The organism is Streptococcus sp. NLN76 (genome assembly GCF_015686645.1).
Taxonomy (GTDB): Bacteria; Bacillota; Bacilli; order Lactobacillales; family Streptococcaceae; genus Streptococcus.
This window is the reverse complement of the sequence record NZ_JADPMS010000015.1, coordinates 1-23,066: the sequence shown is the minus strand read 5'-3', so window position 1 is coordinate 23,066 and position 23,066 is coordinate 1. Positions and strand designations below refer to the sequence as shown.

At 42.2% G+C, this 23,066-nt stretch carries 25 protein-coding genes and 2 tRNA genes; 26 read left to right on the top strand and 1 reads right to left on the bottom strand.

Going from position 1 to position 23,066, the window contains the following annotated elements; all coding sequences use genetic code 11:
• The first annotated feature begins 176 nt into the window (after positions 1-176).
• The 26 genes from I1A59_RS04215 to I1A59_RS04100 all read left to right on the top strand — a co-directional run bounded on the left by I1A59_RS04215 (position 177) and on the right by I1A59_RS04100 (position 22,616).
• A tRNA-Trp gene (locus tag I1A59_RS04215) sits at positions 177-248 on the top strand.
• A gap of 22 nt (positions 249-270) precedes the next feature.
• Positions 271-699 carry a terminase small subunit gene (locus I1A59_RS04210; RefSeq protein ID WP_210766444.1) on the top strand — a complete coding sequence of 143 codons (429 nt, stop codon included), beginning with the start codon at positions 271-273 and terminating at the stop codon, positions 697-699.
• On the top strand, positions 683-1,963 hold the full coding sequence (locus tag I1A59_RS04205) for a PBSX family phage terminase large subunit (protein WP_196091566.1): 1,281 nt from the start codon (positions 683-685) through the stop codon (positions 1,961-1,963). Before I1A59_RS04210 ends, I1A59_RS04205 begins: the two co-directional genes overlap by 17 nt.
• A complete protein-coding gene (locus I1A59_RS04200) occupies positions 1,963-3,363 on the top strand; it encodes a phage portal protein (RefSeq protein WP_196091565.1) in 1,401 nt (466 codons plus the stop codon). The genes I1A59_RS04205 and I1A59_RS04200 overlap by 1 nt, the downstream gene beginning before the upstream one ends.
• Entirely contained in the window at positions 3,356-4,900 is a 1,545-nt protein-coding gene (locus I1A59_RS04195; protein WP_196091564.1) for a minor capsid protein, read from the top strand. Before I1A59_RS04200 ends, I1A59_RS04195 begins: the two co-directional genes overlap by 8 nt.
• A gap of 25 nt (positions 4,901-4,925) precedes the next feature.
• Positions 4,926-5,096, top strand: coding sequence for a hypothetical protein (locus I1A59_RS04190; RefSeq protein ID WP_196091563.1), 171 nt, complete (start codon positions 4,926-4,928; stop codon positions 5,094-5,096).
• 46 nt (positions 5,097-5,142) lie between these two features.
• Positions 5,143-5,268, top strand: coding sequence for a hypothetical protein (locus I1A59_RS09775; protein WP_282097647.1), 126 nt, complete (start codon positions 5,143-5,145; stop codon positions 5,266-5,268).
• A gap of 239 nt (positions 5,269-5,507) precedes the next feature.
• Complete coding sequence (locus I1A59_RS09770) at positions 5,508-5,636, top strand: hypothetical protein (RefSeq protein ID WP_282097646.1); 129 nt, start codon at positions 5,508-5,510, stop codon at positions 5,634-5,636.
• A 2-nt stretch (positions 5,637-5,638) separates the two neighbouring features.
• The gene (locus tag I1A59_RS04185) at positions 5,639-5,845 is read left to right on the top strand and encodes a hypothetical protein (RefSeq protein ID WP_196091562.1); all 207 of its coding nucleotides are present in this window, start codon (positions 5,639-5,641) and stop codon (positions 5,843-5,845) included.
• On the top strand, positions 5,845-6,015 hold the full coding sequence (locus I1A59_RS04180; RefSeq protein WP_196091561.1) for a hypothetical protein: 171 nt from the start codon (positions 5,845-5,847) through the stop codon (positions 6,013-6,015). Before I1A59_RS04185 ends, I1A59_RS04180 begins: the two co-directional genes overlap by 1 nt.
• Before the next feature lie 103 nt (positions 6,016-6,118).
• Positions 6,119-6,706 carry a DUF4355 domain-containing protein gene (locus tag I1A59_RS04175; RefSeq protein WP_196091560.1) on the top strand — a complete coding sequence of 196 codons (588 nt, stop codon included), beginning with the start codon at positions 6,119-6,121 and terminating at the stop codon, positions 6,704-6,706.
• A 17-nt stretch (positions 6,707-6,723) separates the two neighbouring features.
• Entirely contained in the window at positions 6,724-7,545 is an 822-nt protein-coding gene (locus tag I1A59_RS04170) for a N4-gp56 family major capsid protein (RefSeq protein ID WP_196091559.1), read from the top strand.
• A 4-nt stretch (positions 7,546-7,549) separates the two neighbouring features.
• Positions 7,550-7,870: a phage head-tail connector protein gene (locus I1A59_RS04165; RefSeq protein WP_196091558.1), complete on the top strand. Its 321-nt coding sequence runs from the start codon at positions 7,550-7,552 to the stop codon at positions 7,868-7,870.
• A 294-nt stretch (positions 7,871-8,164) separates the two neighbouring features.
• Entirely contained in the window at positions 8,165-8,506 is a 342-nt protein-coding gene (locus tag I1A59_RS04160; RefSeq protein ID WP_196091557.1) for an HK97-gp10 family putative phage morphogenesis protein, read from the top strand.
• Positions 8,506-8,901: a hypothetical protein gene (locus I1A59_RS04155; RefSeq protein WP_196091556.1), complete on the top strand. Its 396-nt coding sequence runs from the start codon at positions 8,506-8,508 to the stop codon at positions 8,899-8,901. Before I1A59_RS04160 ends, I1A59_RS04155 begins: the two co-directional genes overlap by 1 nt.
• Entirely contained in the window at positions 8,901-9,410 is a 510-nt protein-coding gene (locus I1A59_RS04150; protein WP_196091555.1) for a phage major tail protein, TP901-1 family, read from the top strand. Before I1A59_RS04155 ends, I1A59_RS04150 begins: the two co-directional genes overlap by 1 nt.
• Positions 9,411-9,484: 74 nt before the next feature.
• Entirely contained in the window at positions 9,485-9,844 is a 360-nt protein-coding gene (locus tag I1A59_RS04145; RefSeq protein WP_196091554.1) for a tail assembly chaperone, read from the top strand.
• Positions 9,845-9,909: 65 nt separating this feature from the next.
• On the top strand, positions 9,910-10,206 hold the full coding sequence (locus tag I1A59_RS04140) for a hypothetical protein (protein ID WP_196091553.1): 297 nt from the start codon (positions 9,910-9,912) through the stop codon (positions 10,204-10,206).
• Positions 10,196-14,749, top strand: a complete 4,554-nt coding sequence (locus tag I1A59_RS04135) for a phage tail tape measure protein (protein WP_196091552.1) — start codon at positions 10,196-10,198, stop codon at positions 14,747-14,749. The genes I1A59_RS04140 and I1A59_RS04135 overlap by 11 nt, the downstream gene beginning before the upstream one ends.
• 10 nt (positions 14,750-14,759) lie before the next feature.
• Positions 14,760-15,557, top strand: a complete 798-nt coding sequence (locus tag I1A59_RS04130; RefSeq protein ID WP_196091551.1) for a distal tail protein Dit — start codon at positions 14,760-14,762, stop codon at positions 15,555-15,557.
• On the top strand, positions 15,554-20,260 hold the full coding sequence (locus I1A59_RS04125) for a phage tail spike protein (protein WP_196091550.1): 4,707 nt from the start codon (positions 15,554-15,556) through the stop codon (positions 20,258-20,260). Before I1A59_RS04130 ends, I1A59_RS04125 begins: the two co-directional genes overlap by 4 nt.
• A gap of 13 nt (positions 20,261-20,273) precedes the next feature.
• On the top strand, positions 20,274-20,495 hold the full coding sequence (locus tag I1A59_RS04120; protein WP_196091549.1) for a hypothetical protein: 222 nt from the start codon (positions 20,274-20,276) through the stop codon (positions 20,493-20,495).
• A 1-nt stretch (position 20,496) separates the two neighbouring features.
• Positions 20,497-20,760: a hypothetical protein gene (locus I1A59_RS04115; protein ID WP_196091548.1), complete on the top strand. Its 264-nt coding sequence runs from the start codon at positions 20,497-20,499 to the stop codon at positions 20,758-20,760.
• A 3-nt stretch (positions 20,761-20,763) separates the two neighbouring features.
• The gene (locus tag I1A59_RS04110) at positions 20,764-21,168 is read left to right on the top strand and encodes a hypothetical protein (RefSeq protein ID WP_196091547.1); all 405 of its coding nucleotides are present in this window, start codon (positions 20,764-20,766) and stop codon (positions 21,166-21,168) included.
• Positions 21,155-21,388, top strand: a complete 234-nt coding sequence (locus I1A59_RS04105; protein ID WP_196091546.1) for a phage holin — start codon at positions 21,155-21,157, stop codon at positions 21,386-21,388. The genes I1A59_RS04110 and I1A59_RS04105 overlap by 14 nt, the downstream gene beginning before the upstream one ends.
• The gene (locus I1A59_RS04100; protein ID WP_196091545.1) at positions 21,360-22,616 is read left to right on the top strand and encodes a peptidoglycan recognition family protein; all 1,257 of its coding nucleotides are present in this window, start codon (positions 21,360-21,362) and stop codon (positions 22,614-22,616) included. Before I1A59_RS04105 ends, I1A59_RS04100 begins: the two co-directional genes overlap by 29 nt.
• A 184-nt stretch (positions 22,617-22,800) precedes the next feature.
• Here the strand turns inward: I1A59_RS04100 and I1A59_RS04095 are convergent.
• Positions 22,801-22,871: transfer RNA gene (locus I1A59_RS04095), tRNA-Cys, on the bottom strand.
• Positions 22,872-23,066: the final 195 nt, after the last annotated feature.

The following is a 23,066-nucleotide window of genomic DNA, read 5'->3' as shown; positions in this document are numbered from 1 at the left end:
CTGCTAAACTAGTAGTATCAATTATTGCGAATGGCAACGAGGTCCTCGATAATTGAAATCCACTAACTACTCAGTCAAGCGTACCATTTGTGATTCAAACATGAGTCTCCTTTCTAATTTTATTACAAGCAAAAAGGTGGATGAAAGCAGTGATTTAGGTCGCTGCTTTTTGTTTTACGGACATAGTTTAATGGTAAGAACGGAGGTCTCCAAAACTTTCAGTGTAGGTTCGATTCCTACTGTCCGTGTTAAAAATAAGACAAGGAGGTGATGATTATCGCCAAACTAACTTTAAGACAAAAGAATTTCGTTGACGAGTTCATCATCACCGGAAGTGCCTATAAAGCTGCTATAAATGCAGGATATAGCAAGTCGTATGCAAAAACTAATTCCCATAAATTACTAGAAAATACGAGAATAAAATCCGCCATAGATGAACAGCTTGAAAAACTTGAACCCCAGACCATCGCAACTCAGGAGGAAGTCTTGTCTTACCTGACATCCGTCATGAGAGGAGAGCAGAGAGAACAGACGCTCCGTGGAGAAGGTGAAGGCTACCAGTCGATTATTGATATCGACGTCGGAGCTAAGGACCGAATTAAAGCCGCTGAGTTGCTAGGTAAGCGTCACAGGCTTTGGACAGATAAGGTGGAGGCTGAACACAAAGGCGAGGTGGCTTTCGTTGACGACATTAGTTAGATTGAGTTCGTTGTTACCTAAAAAGTTCCATTCTGTTTGGAAAGCTAGTCTAGATCAAAACATTCTACACGTTGTTTGCAAGGGTGGCCGTGGTTCTGGAAAGTCTTCAGATATTGCGCATATCATTGTTCAGTTGATGATGAGATACGCTGTGAATGCTGTCTGCATTCGTAAGGTTGACAATACGCTGGAACAGTCAGTATACGAGCAGTTGAAATGGGCTATTAGCGAGCAAGGTGTGACGCATTTGTTCAAATTCAACAAATCACCGCTTCGTATCACATACCTTCCAAGAGGCAACTATGTTGTCTTTCGTGGTGCTCAACAACCAGAACGAATCAAGTCTCTCAAAGATAGCCAATTTCCTTTTGCAATCGGTTGGATTGAGGAATTAGCGGAGTTTAAAACTGAAGATGAAGTAAAGACAATCACTAACTCCCTGCTTCGTGGTGAGTTGGATGAAGGTCTTTTTTATAAGTTTTTCTACACTTATAACCCGCCGAAGAGAAAGCAATCTTGGGTGAACAAGAAATACGAGAGTCAGTTTCAGCCTGATAATACCTTCGTACACGCTTCGACTTACAAGGATAACCCATTTATAGCCAAAGAGTTCATCGAGGAAGCAGAAGCGACTAGAGAGCGTTCTGAGCGTCGTTATCGTTGGGAGTATTTAGGTGAGGCGATTGGTTCTGGAGTTGTTCCATTTGATAACTTGGAGTTCCGAGAAATCACTGATGAAGAAGCTGCGAATTTCGACAATATCCGAAATGGTGTGGACTTTGGTTATGCTACTGACCCACTTGCTTTTGTCCGCTGGCACTATGACAAAAAGAAGAATGGCATTTATGCTGTGGATGAGTTTTATGGCCAGAAAATAAGCAATAGGAAGTTAGCGGAGTGGTTGAAAAAGCGTGGGTATTCTGCTGAGGAAATCTTTGCTGATTCTGCTGAACCGAAATCAATTGCAGAGCTTCGAGAAGAGTTTAATATTCCTCGTATTCGAGGGGTAAAAAAAGGCCCTGACTCAGTGGAGTTCGGGGAGCGTTGGCTTGATGATTTGGATTTTATTTGCATTGATCCAAAGCGAACACCTCATATTGCAAAAGAATTTGAAAACATTGATTATCAAGTGGATAAAGACGGAAATCCGAAACCAAGACTTGAAGATAAAGACAACCATACGATTGACAGCACTCGATACGCTTTAAGCCAAGATATGAGAAATACAAAAACTAAAGCAAAACTATTTAAAGGGGGATTCTGATGTCGCAAGTTTTTCTAAACAAAAGAAAACTATTTACAACTTCAGCGGGCGAAGCAAGTACTGAAGTTGTCAGTGAAGCTATTCGTCTGCACATTGGAGAACTAAAGAGCAAATACCAGACGAACGAATCCATGTATATGTCTGATCACGAAATTCTACACGAAAAGGAACGAGATCCATGGAAACCTGATAATCGATTAGTTATCAACTATGCTAAATACATCGTAGATACTTTTAGTGGGTATCAGATTGGGGTCCCTGTAAAAGTTACGCACAATGAGAAGTCTGTATCTGACTTTATCGATAATTTTCGGAAGTTAAATGACATGGAGGACACAGAGTTCGAGTTAGCTAAAATCGCAGACATCTTCGGACATGCATTCTTATACGTTTATCAGGACGAGAATAAGAATACACGAGTTACCTACAACAGTCCGATCAACATGCTTATCGTTCACGACACCAGCATTGCCGAATTACCACTATTTGCTGTTCGCTACGCTTTTAATGAATCTGATACGACAGGGTATGGGCAGTTAATCACTGATCACGAGATTACAGAACTAACAATTCAAGCTGGAGGTACTGTAACTTTCGGAGAATCGACTCCGCACATCTACGGAAGATTGCCTGTAGTAGAGTTGATTGAAAATGAAGAACGACAGGGAATCTTTGACAGTGTCAAAACGCTTATCAATGCACTTAACAAAGCAGCGAGTGAGAAAGCAAATGATGTTGATTACTTTGCAGACGCTTATTTAAAAATTGTCGGAGTGGATTTAGATGGCGAAGATGTAGGTGACATTCGAGAAACCCGTATCTTCAATTTCTGGAATAACGGAGAAGGTCCGTTGCCGGATGTAGGATTCCTTGAAAAACCGAACGCTGATACGACGCAAGAAAATCTGATTACACTTTTGAAAGATTCTATCTTTGCTATCTCCATGGTTGCTAACATGACCGAAGAGGATTTCGGAAATGCTTCAGGAACTGCCTTGGCGTTCAAATTGCAGGCTATGGACAATCTGGCGAAGATGAAGGATAGGAAGATGCAGTCTGCCTTTAATCGTTTGTATGAGATTGTCTTCAATGTCCCGATGGCTAGTGTGCCGCAAGACGGGTGGAAGGATATTAAATACAAATTCACTCGAAATGTACCTCGAAACATTCTTGAAGAGGCTCAGATCGTGGCCCAGCTGTCTGGCCAAGTGTCTGATGCAACTAAGCTTTCTGTCTTGTCGATTGTGGATAATCCAGAAGCTGAATTGGAAAAGATTGAGAAGGAAGAAAAAGAAAAACAGGATTCAATCAGAAATAACATGCTTGCGATGGACAGGAATACTGACAAAGATTTACCTGAATCCGATGACGAAAACTTAAACGGAGCTCAAGATGAGTAGATCAGTAGACTACTGGAAAGAACGTGCTAAGAAAGAGGAAGCACTCAGCCGTAAACGAGACCGCGATGTTTCAAAAGAGCTGGATGATTTGTACAAACTCTATATCAAAGAGATTGAGAAGCAAATCTATTCCATGGAAAAACGATTTTCTGAAAAGAAAGATCTTACTATTGTTGAGTTGAAAAAGCTCACAGATCAGTATGATGTACAGGCGTTTAACGCTAAGGCTGCCAAGTATGTGAAAGAGCGGAATTTCACAGATGAGGCAAATAGGGAATTGTCCTGGTATAACTTCACCATGCGCCTGAATCGATTGGAGGCAATCAAAGCAGAACTTAGTCTTGAAATGCTAGCTTTGGCCAGCGAGGAAACTAAGATAACTGGGAATTTTCTTGATGCGGAATATCTGTATCGCCTTAAGTCACAAGCGAATATTCTAGGTATAAGCATTCCAACTGATCTAACTCTACGTAGTAAGACAAGAGCAATCGTTGACTCCAACTTCGAAGGTGCTGTTTGGTCCGAGCGGATTTGGGGGAGGCAAGAGAAACTCCGAGATTTGGTGGTGAAAACAGTTGGTGACCTTTTGATTCTTGGTAAGAATCCGACGACTGCCATCCCAGAAATCAGAAGGGTTTTCGATGTCTCAGTGTTTGAGGCTAAGCGGTTGGCGGTTACTGAAGGTGCAAGAGTTGCAATGGCCACGCAGAAGAATATCATGAAAGCCAACGGTTTTGAGTACTATATTTATCTTCCAGAGACTTCTGCATGTAAGATTTGCAAACCTCTCGATGAAAAAGTGTTTCGGATTGATGATATGCGGTCAGGAAAGAATGCTCCGCCCATGCATCCATTTTGCAAATGCACAATAGCGTCGTATTATAGTGGATCTGATAAAGCTATGTCAGCTAACAATTCCGACAAATGGCCCGATGCAGACAGAAACAATATTATTGGTAAGGACGATAGAAATGAGCTTACGGATTTTGCTAGTCAAATGGGGATCAAAATTCAAGGTTTGAAGAGGTTTGATGGTGATGTCGACTTACTAAGAGAGTTTATCGCTGGAGCAGGAGAAGTTTTATCTTTGTTCTCCAATTTAAAGTTTGAAGATAGACGACCTTTAACTTTATCGTTAACCAATATGGCGGATACAGATTTTGCTATCACAAAAGGACACATAATAGAACTAAATCGTGCAATATTTAGAGATAAATCTTTACTAGAAGAGCGATATCGTATCTTGATGGATGAAGGTTGGTTTGCAGAAGGAACAGGTTATCAATCTATTATCCATCACGAAATGGGACATGTGATAGCTGACAAAATTGGATTAGACAATATATCAGTGGCTGAAACCATTACTGGACTTGCCAAAGGTGATCTTTTTGATTATATCAATCAGAATTTGTCGATTTATGCTGGCAGTTTCTCCGATGGAGGGGAAATTCCATCGGAAGCATTGTCAAGTTTCATGGGAACATCACCTTCCCAGTTCGCTGTACAATTTGTACGAGAAATGCTAAAATATATCTAGGATAACAAAAGAAGGAGGGAGTGAAATGCGTAGTCCAAATCATCCAATGTTTTATTGGCAACAAAACAAAGACTGGTATAAAATACGTGATGACTATAGCTATGAGTTAACTGACTCAGCTCCGTCTGAAGCCAGAAAATCATTTGAGATTTACCAACAAGAAATGAAAAAAAGAAAAAACGGAGTATATGCATAGCACTTAGCAATCTAAGTGCTTTTTTCGTACCCTGAAAGGAGGAGTAATGATGGAATCAGAAGAAACAATAGTTGCAAAAAATGAAAAAGCCAGCATCTTGTTAGATGCTGACGGTGATATAAAAATCGAAGCTAAGAAGATTTTAATAAATCACAGTGAGAGAACCATCTGAGTTTTGTTTCAATGGTTTGTTTGCATCGACATTGACTGTACCATCTGGAAGCATGTCGCAATTAATAACTAATCCGTTTGGATAGAACAACTCAACAAAAGTGTGCCCTGGTCCCTTTTCGTGGACAATTTTTGTGACTTGATCTTCGGGTATACCAGTGTGGATGTTAATCATATAGTCACCCTCCTTTCCATATTGGTATTTTTAGTATAGCACTAAGGAGGTGGCAAGGAGGAACAATGACGCATCTAATTTGGAACATCGTTGGCGCCCTGGTTGGTTTGTCCATCGGGCTTTTTGTAGTGTCTATTATGGTCGCATATTTCGTATTTTTGGTTAAAGAGCTGAAGAAAGCCTGGAAGGAGTAGACATGAATAAGCGAATTAAAAAGAAGCGTGAGCTTGAGGAGAAATTGCGCATTGCGGAGTCTCACATTGATTTTTTAATCTACGAAACCAATCGATTGAATCGGTTGGTTGAGCGAAATGCACAGGCTACAAATAACGAATTTGAAGCAGTGCGGAAAGAGATCCATGAGATGCGAACGAAAAGAATCTTTAAGAAAGGGTGGTTGTGATGGATAAGATAGAAACAGCTATAAATATGATTCATACTTTCAAAGAGCGTTATCCAAATGCACGGGTTACTATCGAAGCTTCAAAAGAGATTGAACGCGAATACGGCAAATGTTTTCAAACTGGTGTAAGAGTATCAGTTGAGTTTGATCATGTACCCCACGAAATCTAACCGTCTGGAATTCCATACGGTTTTTATTATGCCCAGAACTTGCTCAAGGCGTAAAAAGGTGCCAAGGTATCAGTCCACTCGGGACTTAAAAAGGAGGGCCTAGATGGCAGAAGAAATCAAAGATTCAGTAGAACAAGACGTACAAGAGCAAGCTAGCACTCCAGATACCGAACAATCTACTGAAAAAACATTCACTCAAGCGGAAATGGATGAAATTATCCAACAACGCTTGAAAAAAGCAGAAAAGTCATATGCTCGCAAGATGCAAGAGCAACTTGATGAAGCTGAAAAACTCCGTCAAATGAACGCAGAGCAAAAAGCTGAGTACGAGCAGGAAAAGCAAGCGAAGGAAATTGCTGACTTGAAAGCTCAACTCAACCGTAATGCACTCGAAAAAGAGGCGTCTAAATTGCTTTCTGAGGCGGGTATCATCGCCGATGATGAAATCCTTAGCTTTGTCGTCAAAGAGGACGCAGAAGGCACTCAGGAAGCTATCAATCGCTTTTCTAGCTTGGTGAATGAAGTTGCTGACAAGAAAGTCAGTGAGATGTTAAAAGGGAACACTCCGAAGAAAATTGAAGGGAATCTTAAAACTCCGATGACTGAAGAGGAGTTCCGTCAATTGTCTTATACAGAGCAGGCAACTCTCTATCAGGAGAATCCTGAACTGTATGCGCAGCTTAGTAAATAAGAAAGAGGTATAGAAATATGGCACAAGGCCCAACTAAAGTAGCAAACGTCCTCGTTCCAGAGGTGCTTGCAAATATGATTTCGCATAGTTTGAAAGAAAAATTGAAGTTCGCTCCACTCGCAGAAGTTGATACAACTCTTGTTGGTCAGCCAGGAGATACACTTACAGTACCTAAATGGGAATACATTGGACCTGCTGTCGATGTCGCTGAGTTAGCGGAAATTCCAACTGACCAGTTGACTCACAGCAAGACTGAAATGACCATCAAAAAGGCAGCTAAAGGAGTTGAACTTTCTGATGAAGCTGTAACTCGCGGCTATGGAGATCCATACGGTGAAGCAGTCAAACAGTTGTCTACGGCAATTGCTGACAAAGTTGACGCTGATACTATGGATGTAGCACGAGCAGTAACTAAACTTACAGCCGGTGGCGGAACAGCTAAAGTCGAAAAAGCTGTTGAGGATGGAGTTTTGGCGTTTAACGAAGAGGACTTCGATAGCCAAACTATCCTGTTGATTTCGCCTAAAGGTCACGCAGCTCTTCGCGGTTCTGCATTGTTTGATAACACTAATCTTAAAGGGGAATTGCTAACTACCGGTGTTGTTGGTAAATTCCTCGGTGTAGATGTAGTGCTATCTCGCCGCTTGGAAGATGGCGAAGCTTTTCTTATCAAGAAAGGGGCGTTCAAACTCGTTGAAAAACGTGGTGTCCTAGTTGAAGTAGAGCGTAAAGCTAAGACAAAATCCACTGCTATCTACGCTGATAAGCATTACGGTGTTTACGTGGCTGACGATACCAAAATCGTTAAAATCACTCACAAAAAACTAGGAGGCTCATAAGGCAATGGGGGTTATCGAACAAGTTAAAGCTCTATTAGGGATTACAGATAACTTGCAAGATGACCTCTTGTCAGTTATCGAAGACCTAACGGAGTCTCACTTTCTTTCCTATACCGGCGGTAATATTGTGCCAGATTCCCTTGATTTCATCATTGTTGAAGTGATGGTAAAAAGGTTCAATCGAATCGGTTCTGAAGGTATGAAAAGTCAGAAAATGGAAGGTTTTACCATGGAGTTTGACTTGTCTGATTTTGATCATTACAAGGACTTACTAGCTAGGCACTACACTTCAATTAGGGGAGAAGCGGGGTTTAAAATGTTATGAGATTTAACAGACGAGCAAAGATAATCTATCGAGCTGATAAACCCACATACAACCCAAACATTGGCAGGATGACTCAAAGTCAAAGCGAGGAGATGGTACCTTGCGCCAGTTCAGTCTTATCTGATGACCTATTACTTCGAATGCTTGGAACTGTAGAAGTGAATGCGCAGGTTTTGGCTTTTAACCGTAAGTTTCAAATGCCAATTTCAGAAATCGAATTTGAATCCAAAAGATTTGTTCCATTCCAGAAAAAGGTTTTAGGGAATCGTACTTTACTTTACATTAGGGAGGTTCATGCCCGTGGATATAAAGATAGTCGGGATTGAGGAATTTACTCAATATATCGGAGATCAACTTGATAAAAAAGGCGATATGAGTCAGCTAATGCAGAAGTATGGCAGCAAACTTGAGCAGAAAGCGAAGTCTAATGCTCAGTTTGCTGGGAAATACACTACTGGTGCAACTAGACAAAGTATCACGCTGACAACTACTAGTACTGAAGCTAAAGTTAGCGCTGAGACCGAATATAGCGGTTATCTCGAATTGGGTACTCGTAAGATGGCAGCTCAACCTTTTATGAAACCAGCTTTAGATGCTGTGTATCCTGAATTTATCGAGGAGTTGATGAAAGATTGATGAGAGAGATTGATCAAGCGTTGTATGACGCTATTTTTTTACTTATCGAAAAATCTAATTACTCGGTTTACCCATACCTCCCTGATTTGGATACACAATATCCATTTTTTGTGATGGGAAGTACTCAGCATTACCCTGATGCTCTAAAGAATGGAATGACTGGAAGATTGAATCTAGATATTCACTTTTGGGCAGAAGCTGACAATCGTCGTATGGTATCGGACTCTTTAGGCAAACTAAAGGCGCTACTAGATTCTCTAGGCGGGGTCGAGGATTATCGGGTCTTTTTCGATATGAAGAGCACTAGCTCAATTATTGTGGACAATAGCACAGACGAGAATTTGCTTCACGGCGTGCTAAATGCAGAATTTAAATATTTAAGAGGTGAAAAATAATGGAACTACAATCATCACACGGAAAACGTCGGATTCTAGCTTTCCGAAAACTCGGAGATGTTCAAGCTGGAGCTAAACTAGCTTTTCAAACAGAGCACAAGTGGGAATATGAACGGAAATCAGACAATAAGGCAACCAAGGATGGAAATATTGCTTCTGGTGGTTCTTTAGAGGTTAAGTTGTCTATCAACGGAATTGCTTCAAACGACCCAACCAATAAATTACTTGCTGATTCTGTAAAAGAAGGATTTGAGTTAGAAGTTTGGGATATCGACCTTGATGGAGAAAAACAAGGGAACAAATATCCTGCGAAATATGCTCGCGGGTCGCTTAATAAGTGGGAAATTCCAGCAAAAGCAGATGAATTGGTTGAAATCTCTTCTGAAATGTCTATCAGTGGGCAACCGGTGGATGGCTATACAGCACTAACCTTTGAGCAAGAGCAAGAAGCGATGTATGTATTCCAAGAAATGACTGCGAAAGCAGCTTCTGCTGGTAGACAGAGTTAAACAACATTTAGGATATAGGGGTGCTTTGAAACAAAGCACTCTCTTTTTTTAGATTTTAAAGGAGAATCATTGATATGAAACACATTACGATTGCAGAGAAAGAACTTGAATTGCATTACGGACTTGCTTTTATCCGCGAATTGGACAAACGCTATAACACTAGTTATCAAGGCGTTCAATATGGTATGGGTGTTCGTATTGTGGCTCTTTATCTCATTGATGAAAACCCTGTAGCTCTTTTGGATATCATTCAAGCCGCTTTAATCACTGAGAAGAAAGCTCCAAGTGAAAAAGAAATCGAAGCGTGGCTTGAGGAACAAGAAGATTTTGAAGGGTTGTTCCAAGGTTTTTTAGACAGCTTGAAGAAATCCAAGATGACTCAAGGGACAGTACAGAAGATTCTGGAAGCCATGGAAGCAGCGGAGTTAGTTTAGAAACCTCGAAAGATACATACGAAGATATGCTGACGGAGGCCCTTGCATTTTTTGGAATGCGTGATTTGGTTGAAATCAAGCGAATGACCTTGCAAGAGTATCGATTACGTCATAAAGCACATATCAAACAGTATCTTGAAAAGGAAACACTAGTTCATCTTCAAGCTTATAAAAATCGAGAAGTCAAGGCTACCAAAGATGGTAAGAGCTATGTCTTTGGGCCTTTCTCAGATTTTTATGATGTCCAATCTAGACAAAGAAAACTGTTAGGAAGCAAACCTAAAAACCTTAATCCTGAATTGCTAGAAAGAGGACGGAGATTAAGAGAATTTAGAGAGAGGAGAAAAATAGATGGCAGATAAAAGTTTCAAAATTCAAGCTATACTTTCTGCTGTCGATCAGAACTTTAAAGCTACGCTTCAGGCTGCTGAATCATCTGTCCAAAAATTTGGTCAAGGTGCTAAGTCTTTAGGTGGGAAATCCCTCGACTTCATGGATAAACATGGACGAGCGATGCAAATTGCAGGAGCCGCAACCACAGCTTTTGGCGTTAAGGCCATGAATGATTTCGGTAATTTCGAAGCCAATATGAACAAGGCTGCTATTGTTGCCGGAGGAACTTCCGCTGACATCGCAGGCATTTCAAAAGTTGCATTGAAAATGGGTAAAGATTTGCCTTTGTCTGCTCAAGAGGCGTCTGAGGCTATGATTGCCATGGCTCAAAATGGTGCGGATGTTGCAACTTTGAAAAAGGTATTCCCTGCCGTCGCTATGGCTTCTACTGCTGCCGGGGCAGATCTCGTTCAAACCGCGGGTGTTGTCCAACAAGCTATGGTTGTTTTCGGGGATAGTTTGGCAAGTCCTGAACAAGGAGCGGCTTTGCTTACCAAATCGGCCAATCTATCCAATGCCTCAATCGAGTCGATGCAACAGGGTCTTTCGAACGTTGCTTCAAGTTCTCGGATGATGGGCATGGATTTGGCAACGACCTCGACTGCTTTAGGGCTATTGACCAACACAGGGATGTCTACAGCTCAAGCGTCTCAAGATTTGAATCACGCTTTGCTTCAAATGATGGCTCCAAGTAAAAAAGCCCAAAAAGCTGCAGATGCTTTAGGGATTTCTTTCCAGGACCAGGAAGGAAAAATGAAGCCGCTTCCTCAAATTTTGGATGAGCTGAACACGGCGACAGATGGGATGAGTAACGCCCAAAAATCCGCTGCTATGAAAGCAATGTTCAATACAGCTGGTATGCAGGCTATGCTTCCTCTTATGGATGCTATGAAAAATAAGAGTGGAGATACATCTAAGTCTTGGGACGCCTATAGCGAAGCGCTTCAAAAAGCCGGTGGGAATCATGAAGCAGCGGTTAAATACCTTGAACAATCCGCGTCTGATATGCAGAATAACATCGGCTCTAAAATCGAAGGTCTTGGAGGTGCATGGGAGTCTTTAGTCTTCAAATCTATGGATGGCGCTAAGGACATCAACGGTTCCTGGATCAAGATGGCCACTGATGCGGTAACTTGGGCGGATGAATCGGACTCACAGTTTGCGAAAGTAATTCGTGGCGCTATCGGACTTGCTCCTGCAATCGGGGGTGGTCTAACTGCGGTTGGTACTGTATTCACTAATGCACGGAGCATTGTGAGTGGATTTGGGTCCACGTTTAAAGCTATCGGAAAGTTAAATCCTTTCAACTTGCTGAACAAAAATGCAAAAGCTGGCGTAGATGCTTTGGGAGCAACTACTCAAAGCGCAAGTGGAAAAATCACAGGCTTCAATCAGACGGTCCAGTCCAGTGGTAGTCAAACAAAAGGGGTCATCAGCCAGCTGTTTGATGGTCTTGGCAACGTCATTCGAAGTTTTGGTGAATCAATAAAAAGTATCGCTCAAGGAATTTCAACGGTTTTCCAAGGTGTGGCTCAAGGTATTTCGACTGCGCTACAAGGTGTTGGGACAAGTATCTCAACCATTGTGCAAGGGATAGGTACAGGTCTTAAGTCTGCATTGACAGGTCTAGGACAGGCAGTATCAACTGCTGCTCAAGGAATTGGAACAGGTCTATCCACAGCCTTTCAAGGTTTGGGACGTGCTCTTGCAATGGTTCCACCTACAACCTTGCTAGCTTTATCTGTCGCAATCCTTGCAGTAGGTGCTGCGTTAGCTTTGGCAGGAACTCAAGGTGCTGGTATTAAGCAGATTTTTGAAGGACTTGGAGAAACCTTCCGAGGATTCGGAGAGGGAGTTCGTAGTATCTTCCAAGGTGTAGGAGATATTATCCGAAGCTTTGGTGATGCTATAGCAACTGTTGCTTCTGCAATTCTTCAAGGTCTAGCACAGGCTATTGTCGCAGTTGCTCCTGTAATTGGAGCATTCGCTCCGGTTATTGAGGCAGTAGGGACTGCAATTGCATCTGTTATTACCGCTATTGGTGGTTTTGGTCCACAGTTAGCTGTTTTGGTGACTGCAATCGGTACGGCGGTATCGCAAATTGTCACAGCAATTGGTGGAATTTTGCCTAACTTAACAGCATTTGTTGCTCAACTCGGTACAACAATCCAAGGCATCATCACGACATTTGCTGGTAGTCTATCTCATGTTATTTCAGTAACAGGGAATGCGATTAGTCAAGTTGTAACTTCGATAGGGAATGCAGTTTCTCAAATTGCTACCGCAATTACTCCGATTGTACAAATTGTTAGTGATGCCTTTGTTCGAGTTGTCGAAATCGTAAGCAACGCCATTGTACAAATCGTGCAAGCTTTAGCGCCATTCATGCCAGAAGTCGCTCGAGTAGCAGAAGCAGTGAGTCAGGCGGTTCAATCAATTGCTGATGCATTTGTTCAACTTGCTGCTCAAATTCCTGGAATACTTGCAGGAATCCAAGGGGTTATCCAAGCATTTGAAGGAGTTATCAGGACAGTATTCGATGGCGCTGCTAAGGTTATCGAAACCTTCGGCAATGCAGTAAGGAATGTACTTGACGGTGTTCGCGGCGTTCTTGATGGTGTTAAGGGAGTATTTGAAGAATTTGGTAATGTCGTTGAAAAAGCCTTCGATGGAGCCTCTAAAGTCATAGAGACTTTCGGAAACGCTGTCCGAAATATTTTAGATGGTGTCAAAGGTGTCATCGAGGCAATTGGAAATAGCGCCAAGAAGGCTGGAGAAGGGTTTGATAAATTCGCCGACGGCGTTGTAAAGATTACCAACACCAATCTTGCCGACCTGGGTGCGTCTATGGCGACTGTGGCGAGTGCTGCAGGAAAAATAGCCAAAAATGGAGCAGGGTTGCATGAAGCTGGAACTGGTCTTGCTGCAGTTGGTAAGGGAATGCAATCCATCAGTAATTCAAAAGGTGCTGAAACAGTGCTTACTGGAGTTGCAAACGCTCTTCCAAAAGTGAAAGAGGCTAGCACTGGTCTTGGACAATCGCTCCAAAGTGCAGGACAAGCATTGAATTCCTTTGGGAATATAGTGCGAACAGCATTTACTTCACTAACTCAAGCAGGAGCGAGTCTTACCTCGTTTACTTCGCAGTTGTCAAGTGTATCGACATCGATTACTACTGTTCAGACATCAATGACTGGTCTGGGGACTACAATTACATTTGTGATCCAATCATTTGCAAACATCGCAAGCACGATTACTAGCGTGATGTCATCTTTCACCAGTTTGTCTACATCGCTAACAAGCGCTCAACAAAGCTTCACTAGTTTTGGTCAAACTGCATCGCAAACAATGACTAGCTTCTCTCAAATCGGGACTCAAGCGACTTCTGCGATGACCAGCCTAACTACAGCAATAACAACTGGTATGGCCAGCGCACGGGTTGCGGTAACTGCAGGTGTCACTGCAATTACACAAAGTCTAACAACAGGCTTTAGTAATTTAGGGACAACCGCAACTGCAGGCATGACTCAAATTTCATCCGCAGTAACTTCTGGATTCACAGGCATTACTGCTAGTGCAACTGCTGCTATGACAAGCTTGTCAGCTACAATCCAAAGCGGATTTACTGCTGTTATCGCAAACGTCACCGCTTCCATGAATTCTATGGGAGCTGCTGTGCAAACTGCGATGAGTTCAGTTGTATCGTCTGTGACTTCGGGCATGAGTCAAGTGAATGCCTCGGTTACAAACGGTATGAATAGTGCTATCGCAGCAATTTCTGGAGCTATGAGTAGAATTAGTTCTGCAATTACAAGCGCTATGGCTCAGGTCAACAACTCAATCAGAAGTGCCATGTCTCAAACTGTAAGCGCAGTTCAAAGTGGCATGAATCAAATGTCTAGCGCTATGCAATCTGCAGGAAGTCGTATGCGCTCAATTGCTCAACAAACGGGGCAAGGCATTTCCCAAGGAATTACCAACGGTATTCGAGCAGGGATTGGTGGAGCGACTGCAGCAATGTCCGCTATGGTATCTGCAGTCCAAGCTCGAGGTATGGCTGGGGTTGGGGCTATGCGCCAAGTGGGAGCCTTTATTGGTCAAGGATTGGCGCAAGGTATGATGTCGGCTCTGGGTGCGGTCACAGCTGCTGCTAATGCACTCGTTGCGCAAGCAGAACGTGCTGCGCAAGCTAAAGGTAAGATTGCCTCACCTTCCAAGTTATTCCGTGACAATGTAGGTCGCTGGCTCGCTGAAGGGGTTGCAGTTGGTATCACTCGAAACGCTGACAGTGTAGAGGATGCAATCGCTGAGACAATTGATAGAGCGCAAGAGTATACCTTCTCAAGCGGTCTAGGTATGGACTTCACAGCATCGTTAGATCATCAATTAGGCTACGATGCCCCAAGCAAACCTGCAGAGTTGACTTTGAATTTAGGCAAACAAGCTTATAGAGCTTTTGTATCTGATATCACATCAGCACAAAACCTTGAACTTCGTTTGGATACATACTAGGAGAGATTTTATGTATAGTTTTACAGAATTAACCAACCCATCAAGAGCAGAGCCGCAAGGCTTTGCTAGTGATGAGCTGATGATCAACGGACGCACTTTATCGGAATTGGTCAAAGGATATCGTCATTTGATTGTAAAAGGTAGAGGAATTCATTCTAGGAGAATTAAGACAACTGAAATCCCTGGTCGAAGAGGAGTTTGGGTCGATTTGGTCGAAGATTCCGAAACTATTTTAGAGATACAGTATATGCTAACCGCTGAGACGAGTGCTGAATTACGAGATAGATTCCAGATGCTTAACAAATGGCTTCGGTATTACGGTCCAAGTGGTTTTCTTGAAGTTAGCTTTAAAGATGAGCCAGAGTGGATATATTACGCTCTATTTTCGGATGCGGATGATTTCGAGGAAAATTCCTTATCAGTGATGAGTAGTTTCAAGTTACTAGTTCCAGATGGAGTCAAAAAACGAGCTGAGCAAGGTTCAACAGGGGCTATTACTCTGAAAGATGCTTATGAAGTTCTACCTGACAGAATCGTGTTAACCCCAGAAGGTACCGTGAACAGAATTGAAATTACAAATGGACGTCAAAAATTGATTATGAACGGTTCCTACAAATCTGATACTGATATTGTATTGGATTTTACTGGTGATGAGATTCGTTTGGACAAAGGTTATACAGGTATAAGCATTCTGTCTGAACTTGAATTACACAGCCCGCTTGAAGAATTTAAGATTCGTCACGGGGACACGATTTCAGCAAAAGGTGCTCGAGTTAAAACAGTTCGATGGAGGGATGAGCGACTATGATTTATTTATTTGATAAAAATGAGAAGCTGATTCGTATCGTTAGTCGAAAGAGCATCAAAACCGCTCAGCAGAAATTTTCCTTGGCTGATCGCTATATCTCTGATCGATTAGAAATTGAAATGAAGGCGATGTCTGATACTGACTTAGAAAAAGTGGAGTACATGGCTATTCAATCAATTGATAATAAGCACAAATTTCACTTTTTCTATGTTCTTCAAAAGGAAACGGAGGGCTTTATTACTTCTTTAACTGGAGTCCAATCAGGAATTGAGGAGCTTAGAAAAACTCCTGTTTATGAGAAGAGACCTAGAGCCATGGAAGCTCGACCAGTCATTGAAGATTTACTAAGAAACACAAACTGGACACCTCGTTACATCGCCTCTACCAAATTCAAAAACACGATGTTCTACTATACATCTGTATTTGAATCTCTGAAAAAGGCCTGCGAAGTTTGGGATTTGGAAATGCAATTCTTTGTTGAAATGAACGGCAACCAAATCGGAGCTCGCTACATTGATTTTAAAAAGAAAATTGGTAAGGCGGTTGGAAAGCGTGTTGTTTACGGACATAACGCTTTGACGATTATCCAAGAGGTGGAGAGAACTGAATTATACACTGCTTTGATTGGTCGCGGTAAGGGTGAAGAAGTCTCGTCCGCAGAAGAGAATGAATCCGGGAAAGCTGGTTACGGTCGAAAAATCAACTTCGAAGAAATTGTTTGGCGGAAATCTGAAGGAAAACCTGTAGATAAGCCAGCAGGACAGCGGTATGTGGAAATCCCAGAGATGACCAAGCGCTACGGAATCCGACAAACTGATGGAACCATGAAACCAAAAATCGGTTTCATCGAGTTCGGCGAGGAAGAAGATAGAGAGTTGCTTCTGGAGCAAACCTATGAAGCTCTTGTTACAGCTTCACGGCCAGCAGTCACCTTTAAAACTACAACTGCTTATCTAAAAGATGTTGAGATTGGCGATACTGTAAGAGTAATACGTCATGATCGCAATTTATACTACGAGACCAGGGTTTTTGAAATCACCTTCAATCGGCTAAACAACACAAGTGCTGATATAAAACTCGGGGATAAAGTTACAGGGGGTTCAACCAGCTCCACAATTCAGAGTGCAGTAGATAAAGCTATCGAGGATTGGGTAGTTGAAGACTTTAACAAATTTGTAGAGAAGCTTCCAGATTTCCTCCCTTCCGCCGACGGCTTCAATCAAAACTGGTATAGCGAAGAGGATCCTACTATCACCCACCCTAAAAAGGTGATGATTGGGGATATCTGGTATAAGCCAGACCCAGAACACGAGGGACACAAAATCATGCTTCGTTGGACTGGTGAAATGTGGGAGGAGATTCTCCGAACATACAACGCAGAGCGCTTGAAAGTGCAGATCGAGAATGAGATGGCAGAGCTGGACGGCAAGATGCGGCTCTTGGATGATGAACTGAAGTCTAAAGTCGTTGAGCTACTCACGAAAGCAGGCGTGGCTGAAGCGGCAGCGGATGACGCTAAGCGATTGGCAGAGCAAGCTATTTTAAATCTGAATAGCGCTCAAGAACGCTCTAATTCAGCTATTCGGGACGCTTTGTCAGAAGCTAGACGTTTAGACCAAGAAGAACGAAAAGCGACTGAGAGGGCTATTCTCACAGCTAGAAATAAGGCAAACGAAGAAGCTCGTCGATTGATTGGCTTGTCAGAGAGAGCGCTCCAAGAGTCTATAAACGACCTGTCTACGGAAGTCACAAAAACAAACGATGTCATCAAACTGAAGGCGGATAAGACAACAGTCGACAATTTGACAGGTAAAGTTTCTCAAGCTGAGGCTAGTCTTCGAGTTCAAGCTGGAGAGATTGCTAGCAGGGTCAAGAATTCTGATTTTGACAAGGAGAAGGAAAAAATCCGCACCGTTGAAACAAATATCCGCCAACTTGATGAAAAGATAACGACCGAAATCAGCCAGACTAATGCGAAGATTGATAGCTTCAAGGTAGGCTCCAGGAACTACGCTGAAGACTATGATTTCAGTCGTGGTTTGTGGGAGTACTCTCAAGGTGATAGTTCTCAGACAACTCGAGGAGTTACAGACGGTGTCTTTACCATGACAACTACTGCTTTGACATGGCATCAATGGCAAATTCACTCAGAGAGTGGAGCAAGACTTGGTGGCAAACTTGATAGCACCGCTTTACTTGAGTTAGAAATCGGGGAAACCTACACTCTTTCTGTTGAGGCTAAAGTGAATTCTGGTAGTCCTGACTTTTGGTTTGAGCTTCGTGATAACGGTAAAGTCAATTACAACAATGTTGTGTCGCATTTTGGTGGAAGTGGCAGGTTTGCCAAAGCTACTTCGAACTGGGTTCGTTATAGTGTGACGGGAGTTATTAAACCTAACTCAGATTTCGGTCATCGTCGAATTATTTTGGGTTATAGCGGAATCGGATCTATATCGTTTAGAAAAGTAGAGCTTACAAAAAGTTCAACCGTTACAGATGCTGGTCCTGCCCCAGAGGACACAACTAGTGAAATCACAACTGTCAAAACCACCATCGCTCAGACTGCTGAAGGGACAAGACAGTTATCCACCAAACTGGCGCAAGCAGAAAACAAAATCAGCCGTCAAGAGACCCAAGTCAACCAGCTTATTGGTGATGTTTCTAGTAAGGTCTCTCAGACTGATTACAACAACTTGAAAAAGTCTGTTGATTCTCATACAACTGAGATTAATCAAACAAAGAGTTCTATCAAATTAAAAGCAGATAGAAGTCAGGTTGATGAGCTATCTAGCCGTTTTAGGGCAGAGTTACAGGTTGCAAATGATGCTATCAACGCTAAAGTTTCAAAAACTGAGTTCAATAGCGAAAAGAATCGGGTAACAAATGCTGAGACACTTATCGATACATTAGCCAGTCAGATTTCTACAAAACTTTCAAGAACTGAAGTCAACCAGCTGATTGATACGAAAGGCTTTATAACTAACTCGACCTTTACAAACACAATCGAGCAGACAGAAAGGGGTTTGACTGCCCGTATTGCCCAAGTAGAGACCAAAATCCCTGACGGCTATAGTGGTGCTAACTTGATTCTTGAAGGTGCTAGACAGACTTCTGGGCAGTACTGGGGTAATACAGTTCTTGTCAAACACAGTTTCTACCACAATAGCGAAAAATATCATTTTCAGTTGAATACCGATAAATCTGGAGAAATCATATCAAGCTCAAATCGCTTTAAAGTCAAACGTAATACCAAATACGCTTTGAGTTTTTGGACTTATTCGAGCGGGAATATGAAGCATTTTGATGTTTGGTTTTTGGGTAGAAAGAAAGGTGAAACTCAGAGTTTTACGTTAGCTAAAAGAATCATTAGTGAGAAAGCCCCGAGTCCACACCGTGCTGAGTATGTGACATTTGTCTTCGATAGCGGCGGAAGTGATGAGGGCTACATTCGTTTTGACAATAACGGATCAAACAACGGAACTACTGCTATTTTGGGCTTTGCGGAAGTCATGCTGGTTGAAGGAGATACCCCAGCCCGCTACAGCCCCTCACCAGATGAACTAGCAACTACCACTGCCCTCCACGAAGTCCGTGACACAGTAGACGGACACACTCGGACTCTAACGGCTCAAGGGCGTTCAATCAGCCAAGTCACACAGACAGCAGAGGGGATTGTATCCAGAGTTGCTAATACTGAGAACAGTGTTTCTAGATTAGATGGTAGGGCTAATTTTGTAGAATCAGCTTTGAACTCCACGAAAACAGAAGTTAGTCAGCTGGCTGGTGCTTGGGCAGTTAAAAACCTGACTAGTTCTGGTACCGTATTGAATCAATTGAATTTGAATAAAGATGGGTCTGTTAAGATAGACGGAAGTCTAGTCCAGATCACAGGAAAGACTTATATTCAAGATGGGGTTATTACTAGTGCTAAGATTGGGAATCTTGACGCAGGTAAAATCACGACGGGAATTTTAGATGCACATCGAGTCACAATTGTTAACATGGATGCAAGTAATATTGTTACAGGTCAAATGTCAGCAAACAGAATTAGAGGTGGAACGATTTCATCATTAAATGACCGCTCACAGATTAACCTGCAGAATGGTCGTTTCTATGTTAGTGACAACGAAGCTGGTTTCTTTAGGGTTGACTCACAAGCCTCAACAATGGGACTGAAGTTCATTAACTACAATGAGCGAATCAATGGTAGTCAAAGGAAAGTATCCCGGGTAATTCTTGGTGGTGATCGTCGTCAGGAAGGTTCTGATTCTAACTTTGGTTGGGATAAAGGTGGATTTACCGGAATCGTCATCTCGACTGTAAAAGGAGCCGTTTCAGCAGACGGTTGGCAAGTAGATGATGTTCAATTGATTGGAGACCGTGTTGTGTTCTCACACTCTTATTATGCGGATAAAAATGCGACGAATCTTCCTCAACAGGGTTGGGAAATGTATAACTATGTGTACAATTCTCCCAGAAAGGGGAATGTTCTTTTACGTCCGTATATGATTGACAAAAATCAAAGTGCGATTGAAACCGGGAATCTTTTCCTGTATCCAAGAAAAGATAAATCAGTGAATCTGTTGGAGGTTTTACGTGAGTTGAAAGTTGGATTTGTTCACATCAAAAATGCGGGATTCTCAGATGCTGCTTACAATGCCATTGTGAGTTCGATAAATAAGTTAAGTTCACTTGGAATCTAAGAAAGGAGAAATCATGGACGACAAAACACTACAATTTTTCGCACAGGACATCGCTGGCAAGCTAACTCAAGCTGAACTTGAGTCTAGCGAGTTCAAGGCTCGGTACCAAGCAGAACTTGGTGAGAAAAACGAGTTAGCTGAAAAGTTGACTCACTTTGAGCAGGTCTTAGAAAGCGACCAGGCACTCAAAGAACTTTTTGAAGAAGTAGAAAACAAAATGAAAGAAGGTAACTAGTATGACACTTGAAGTATTTCGATCAGTGCGTCTTGAAGGACAATTAAAAGTTGGGGAAACAGTTGTAAAAACTATGACCGCAGAATTTGACGACAAAGGCACAGCCCGTCGGTCAGAGTGGATTAATGACGAAGATCTCTACTCTAAAAATCGTAAAGAAATGCGTAAGCATGAAAAAGAATTCCAAGCCAAAGTTTTTGAAGTGGAAGATGAAATCTTGGCCGGTCTTGAGGAATCTGAAACTACTGAAACTGAAGAGGAGTAGAGCGTGAATATTGCAGAGACTATTACGATTTTGGGGGCTGTTGTCGCACTGTTGGGTGGGATTTCGCGATTGATTGCGGAATCCCGAGAAAATAGGCGGTACAATGAGAAAACTTCAGATAATATCGAAAAGATCAAATCAGATGTAGAACAAATTAAATCGACTGCGGATGTGAATTCTGAATTGATTGCTAAGACTGCAAATGGTACAAAGACCCTTCACCGCTACAGACTTTTTCACGATATGCAGGCAGACATTATCAAGGGTTACACAACTCTTGAGCGTAAGCGGGAAATTGCTAAACTCTTTGAATCCTATAAGAATCTTGATGGAAATGGTGAAATTGAATTGCTCTATCATGAGTTCCTAGAATTACCTCTGAAAGGAGAAGAAAATGCGCCTATCTGATAACTGGTACCAAGCTTTCAAATGGCTGGTGCTTATTTTTTTACCAGCTCTAAACACCCTGATTTTTGTCGTAGGTGGGGAGCTGGGTTATGACTTGACGGTGGTCAATAATATTTTGACTGCCGTTTCTGCTTTTTTAGGAACTGTGGTCGGAGTGTCCACGGTCGATTATTACAGGAAGGAGGCGAATAATGGTAACAGTAAAGACGGTCTCGGATGATTTAAAAAGCAAAATTGGTCAACGAATTGATGCGGATAATGCCTGGGGATCCCAATGCGTGGATACCCCTCTTTATGTTTCAAAGACTTACTTTGGCGTTCACTTATGGGGGAATGCCATTGATCTGTTGAAATCAGCGAAACAAGCAGGTTGGCCAGTTGAGTACAACAAAGTAGGTGATTTGAACAGTTATCCTCGTGAAGGTTGGTTCTTCGTAATGGAAGTTCCTGGTCACGAGTTTGGTCATACGGGTTATGTGCTATACGCCGACGCATACAAGATGATTACTCTTGAAACAAATGTGGATGGAAATGCGGATAGTTTAACAAATGGCGGACCTCTACGGCAATTGACCAGGGACTATACTGGAGTAATTGGCTGGTTTAGACCACCGTATAGCGACGAACCACAGGCGAAACCTACAGGAGGTAAATCAACCATGGAACCTAAAAACGTGAATGGAGACCTGTATAGTGGCTTTATTACCGAAGCACGACCAGAAGTGTTTTGGAGTGGTGGAAAGCGCACATCGCCGATTAAATACATCGTGATCCATGGTACTGCTACAACATCAGTAACTGGCGCTTATAGCACATGGTTAAGGTCACGAAATAACCAAACGTCTGCTCATTACTTAGTGACTCCGAACGCAATCATGGGCTGTGTAGGGGAAAATTATGTCGCTTGGCATTCAGGCGGAACTGGTGCAATCACCAATGAAAACTCCATCGGAATTGAACACATCAATTCAAGCATTGGAGATGTAAACGACCCGAATACCTATCTGTTCGATGATGCAACTCTTGACCGTGGAGCGAAGCTAGTTGCCGAGATTTGTCTACGCTATGGATTAAAACCTGATTCTAGTGTTATTGTTCCACACCGACAAGCTAGTGCTACAGCCTGCCCGCAAACTCTTGATATGACTGATTACATTAAGAGAGTTCAGCGCTATTACAGTGAAATGAAAGGCGGAACTGTTTCCAAAGAGGAAACAGTTCAAAAACCAGCTATTTCCAAAAAGGAAACAACTGGATCATTCAAAGTCCGTGTCTCAGTCACAGACCTAAATATCCGTAAAGAACCAAGTCTCAAGGCTGGGACAAAAGGCAAGGTCAAACCCGGAGTCTACACCATCACAGAAACCAAAACCGCTGATGGGTATGAATGGGGTAAGCTAAAAAGTGGAGTAGGATGGATCGCTTTGAAGTACACTAAACGATTATAATTATTTAATGACATTCCCCTCTGGATTATTTCCGGAGGGGCTTTTTTGTTTTTAGAAATACCTATGACCAAAATTTGACCAAAATTATTTCCGTTTTTATCCGTATTTATCCTACTCAAAAATCAAAAAAGCCCGATTTTTCGGGCTTTTCATCAGTATAAATTCGGTTAAAAACCGATAAAAAAGGCGGTAGACGGATTTGAACCGACGATCAAGCTTTTGCAGAGCCGTGCCTTACCACTTGGCTATACCGCCGCAACATAAAATATTCTACACTAAAATATGCCACTCGTCAACCGTCAACCTTCGGCTTTTTCTTGCTCTATCATTCGAAAGTGATAATGTCTTAAGTAAATCGAATATGAAAATGTCCTCTGTGTTACATTAGAAAGATGAGGAAAATAGTTTTAACAATGTCTGAAGATAAAAAATATCAAGTGATCAAGCAAG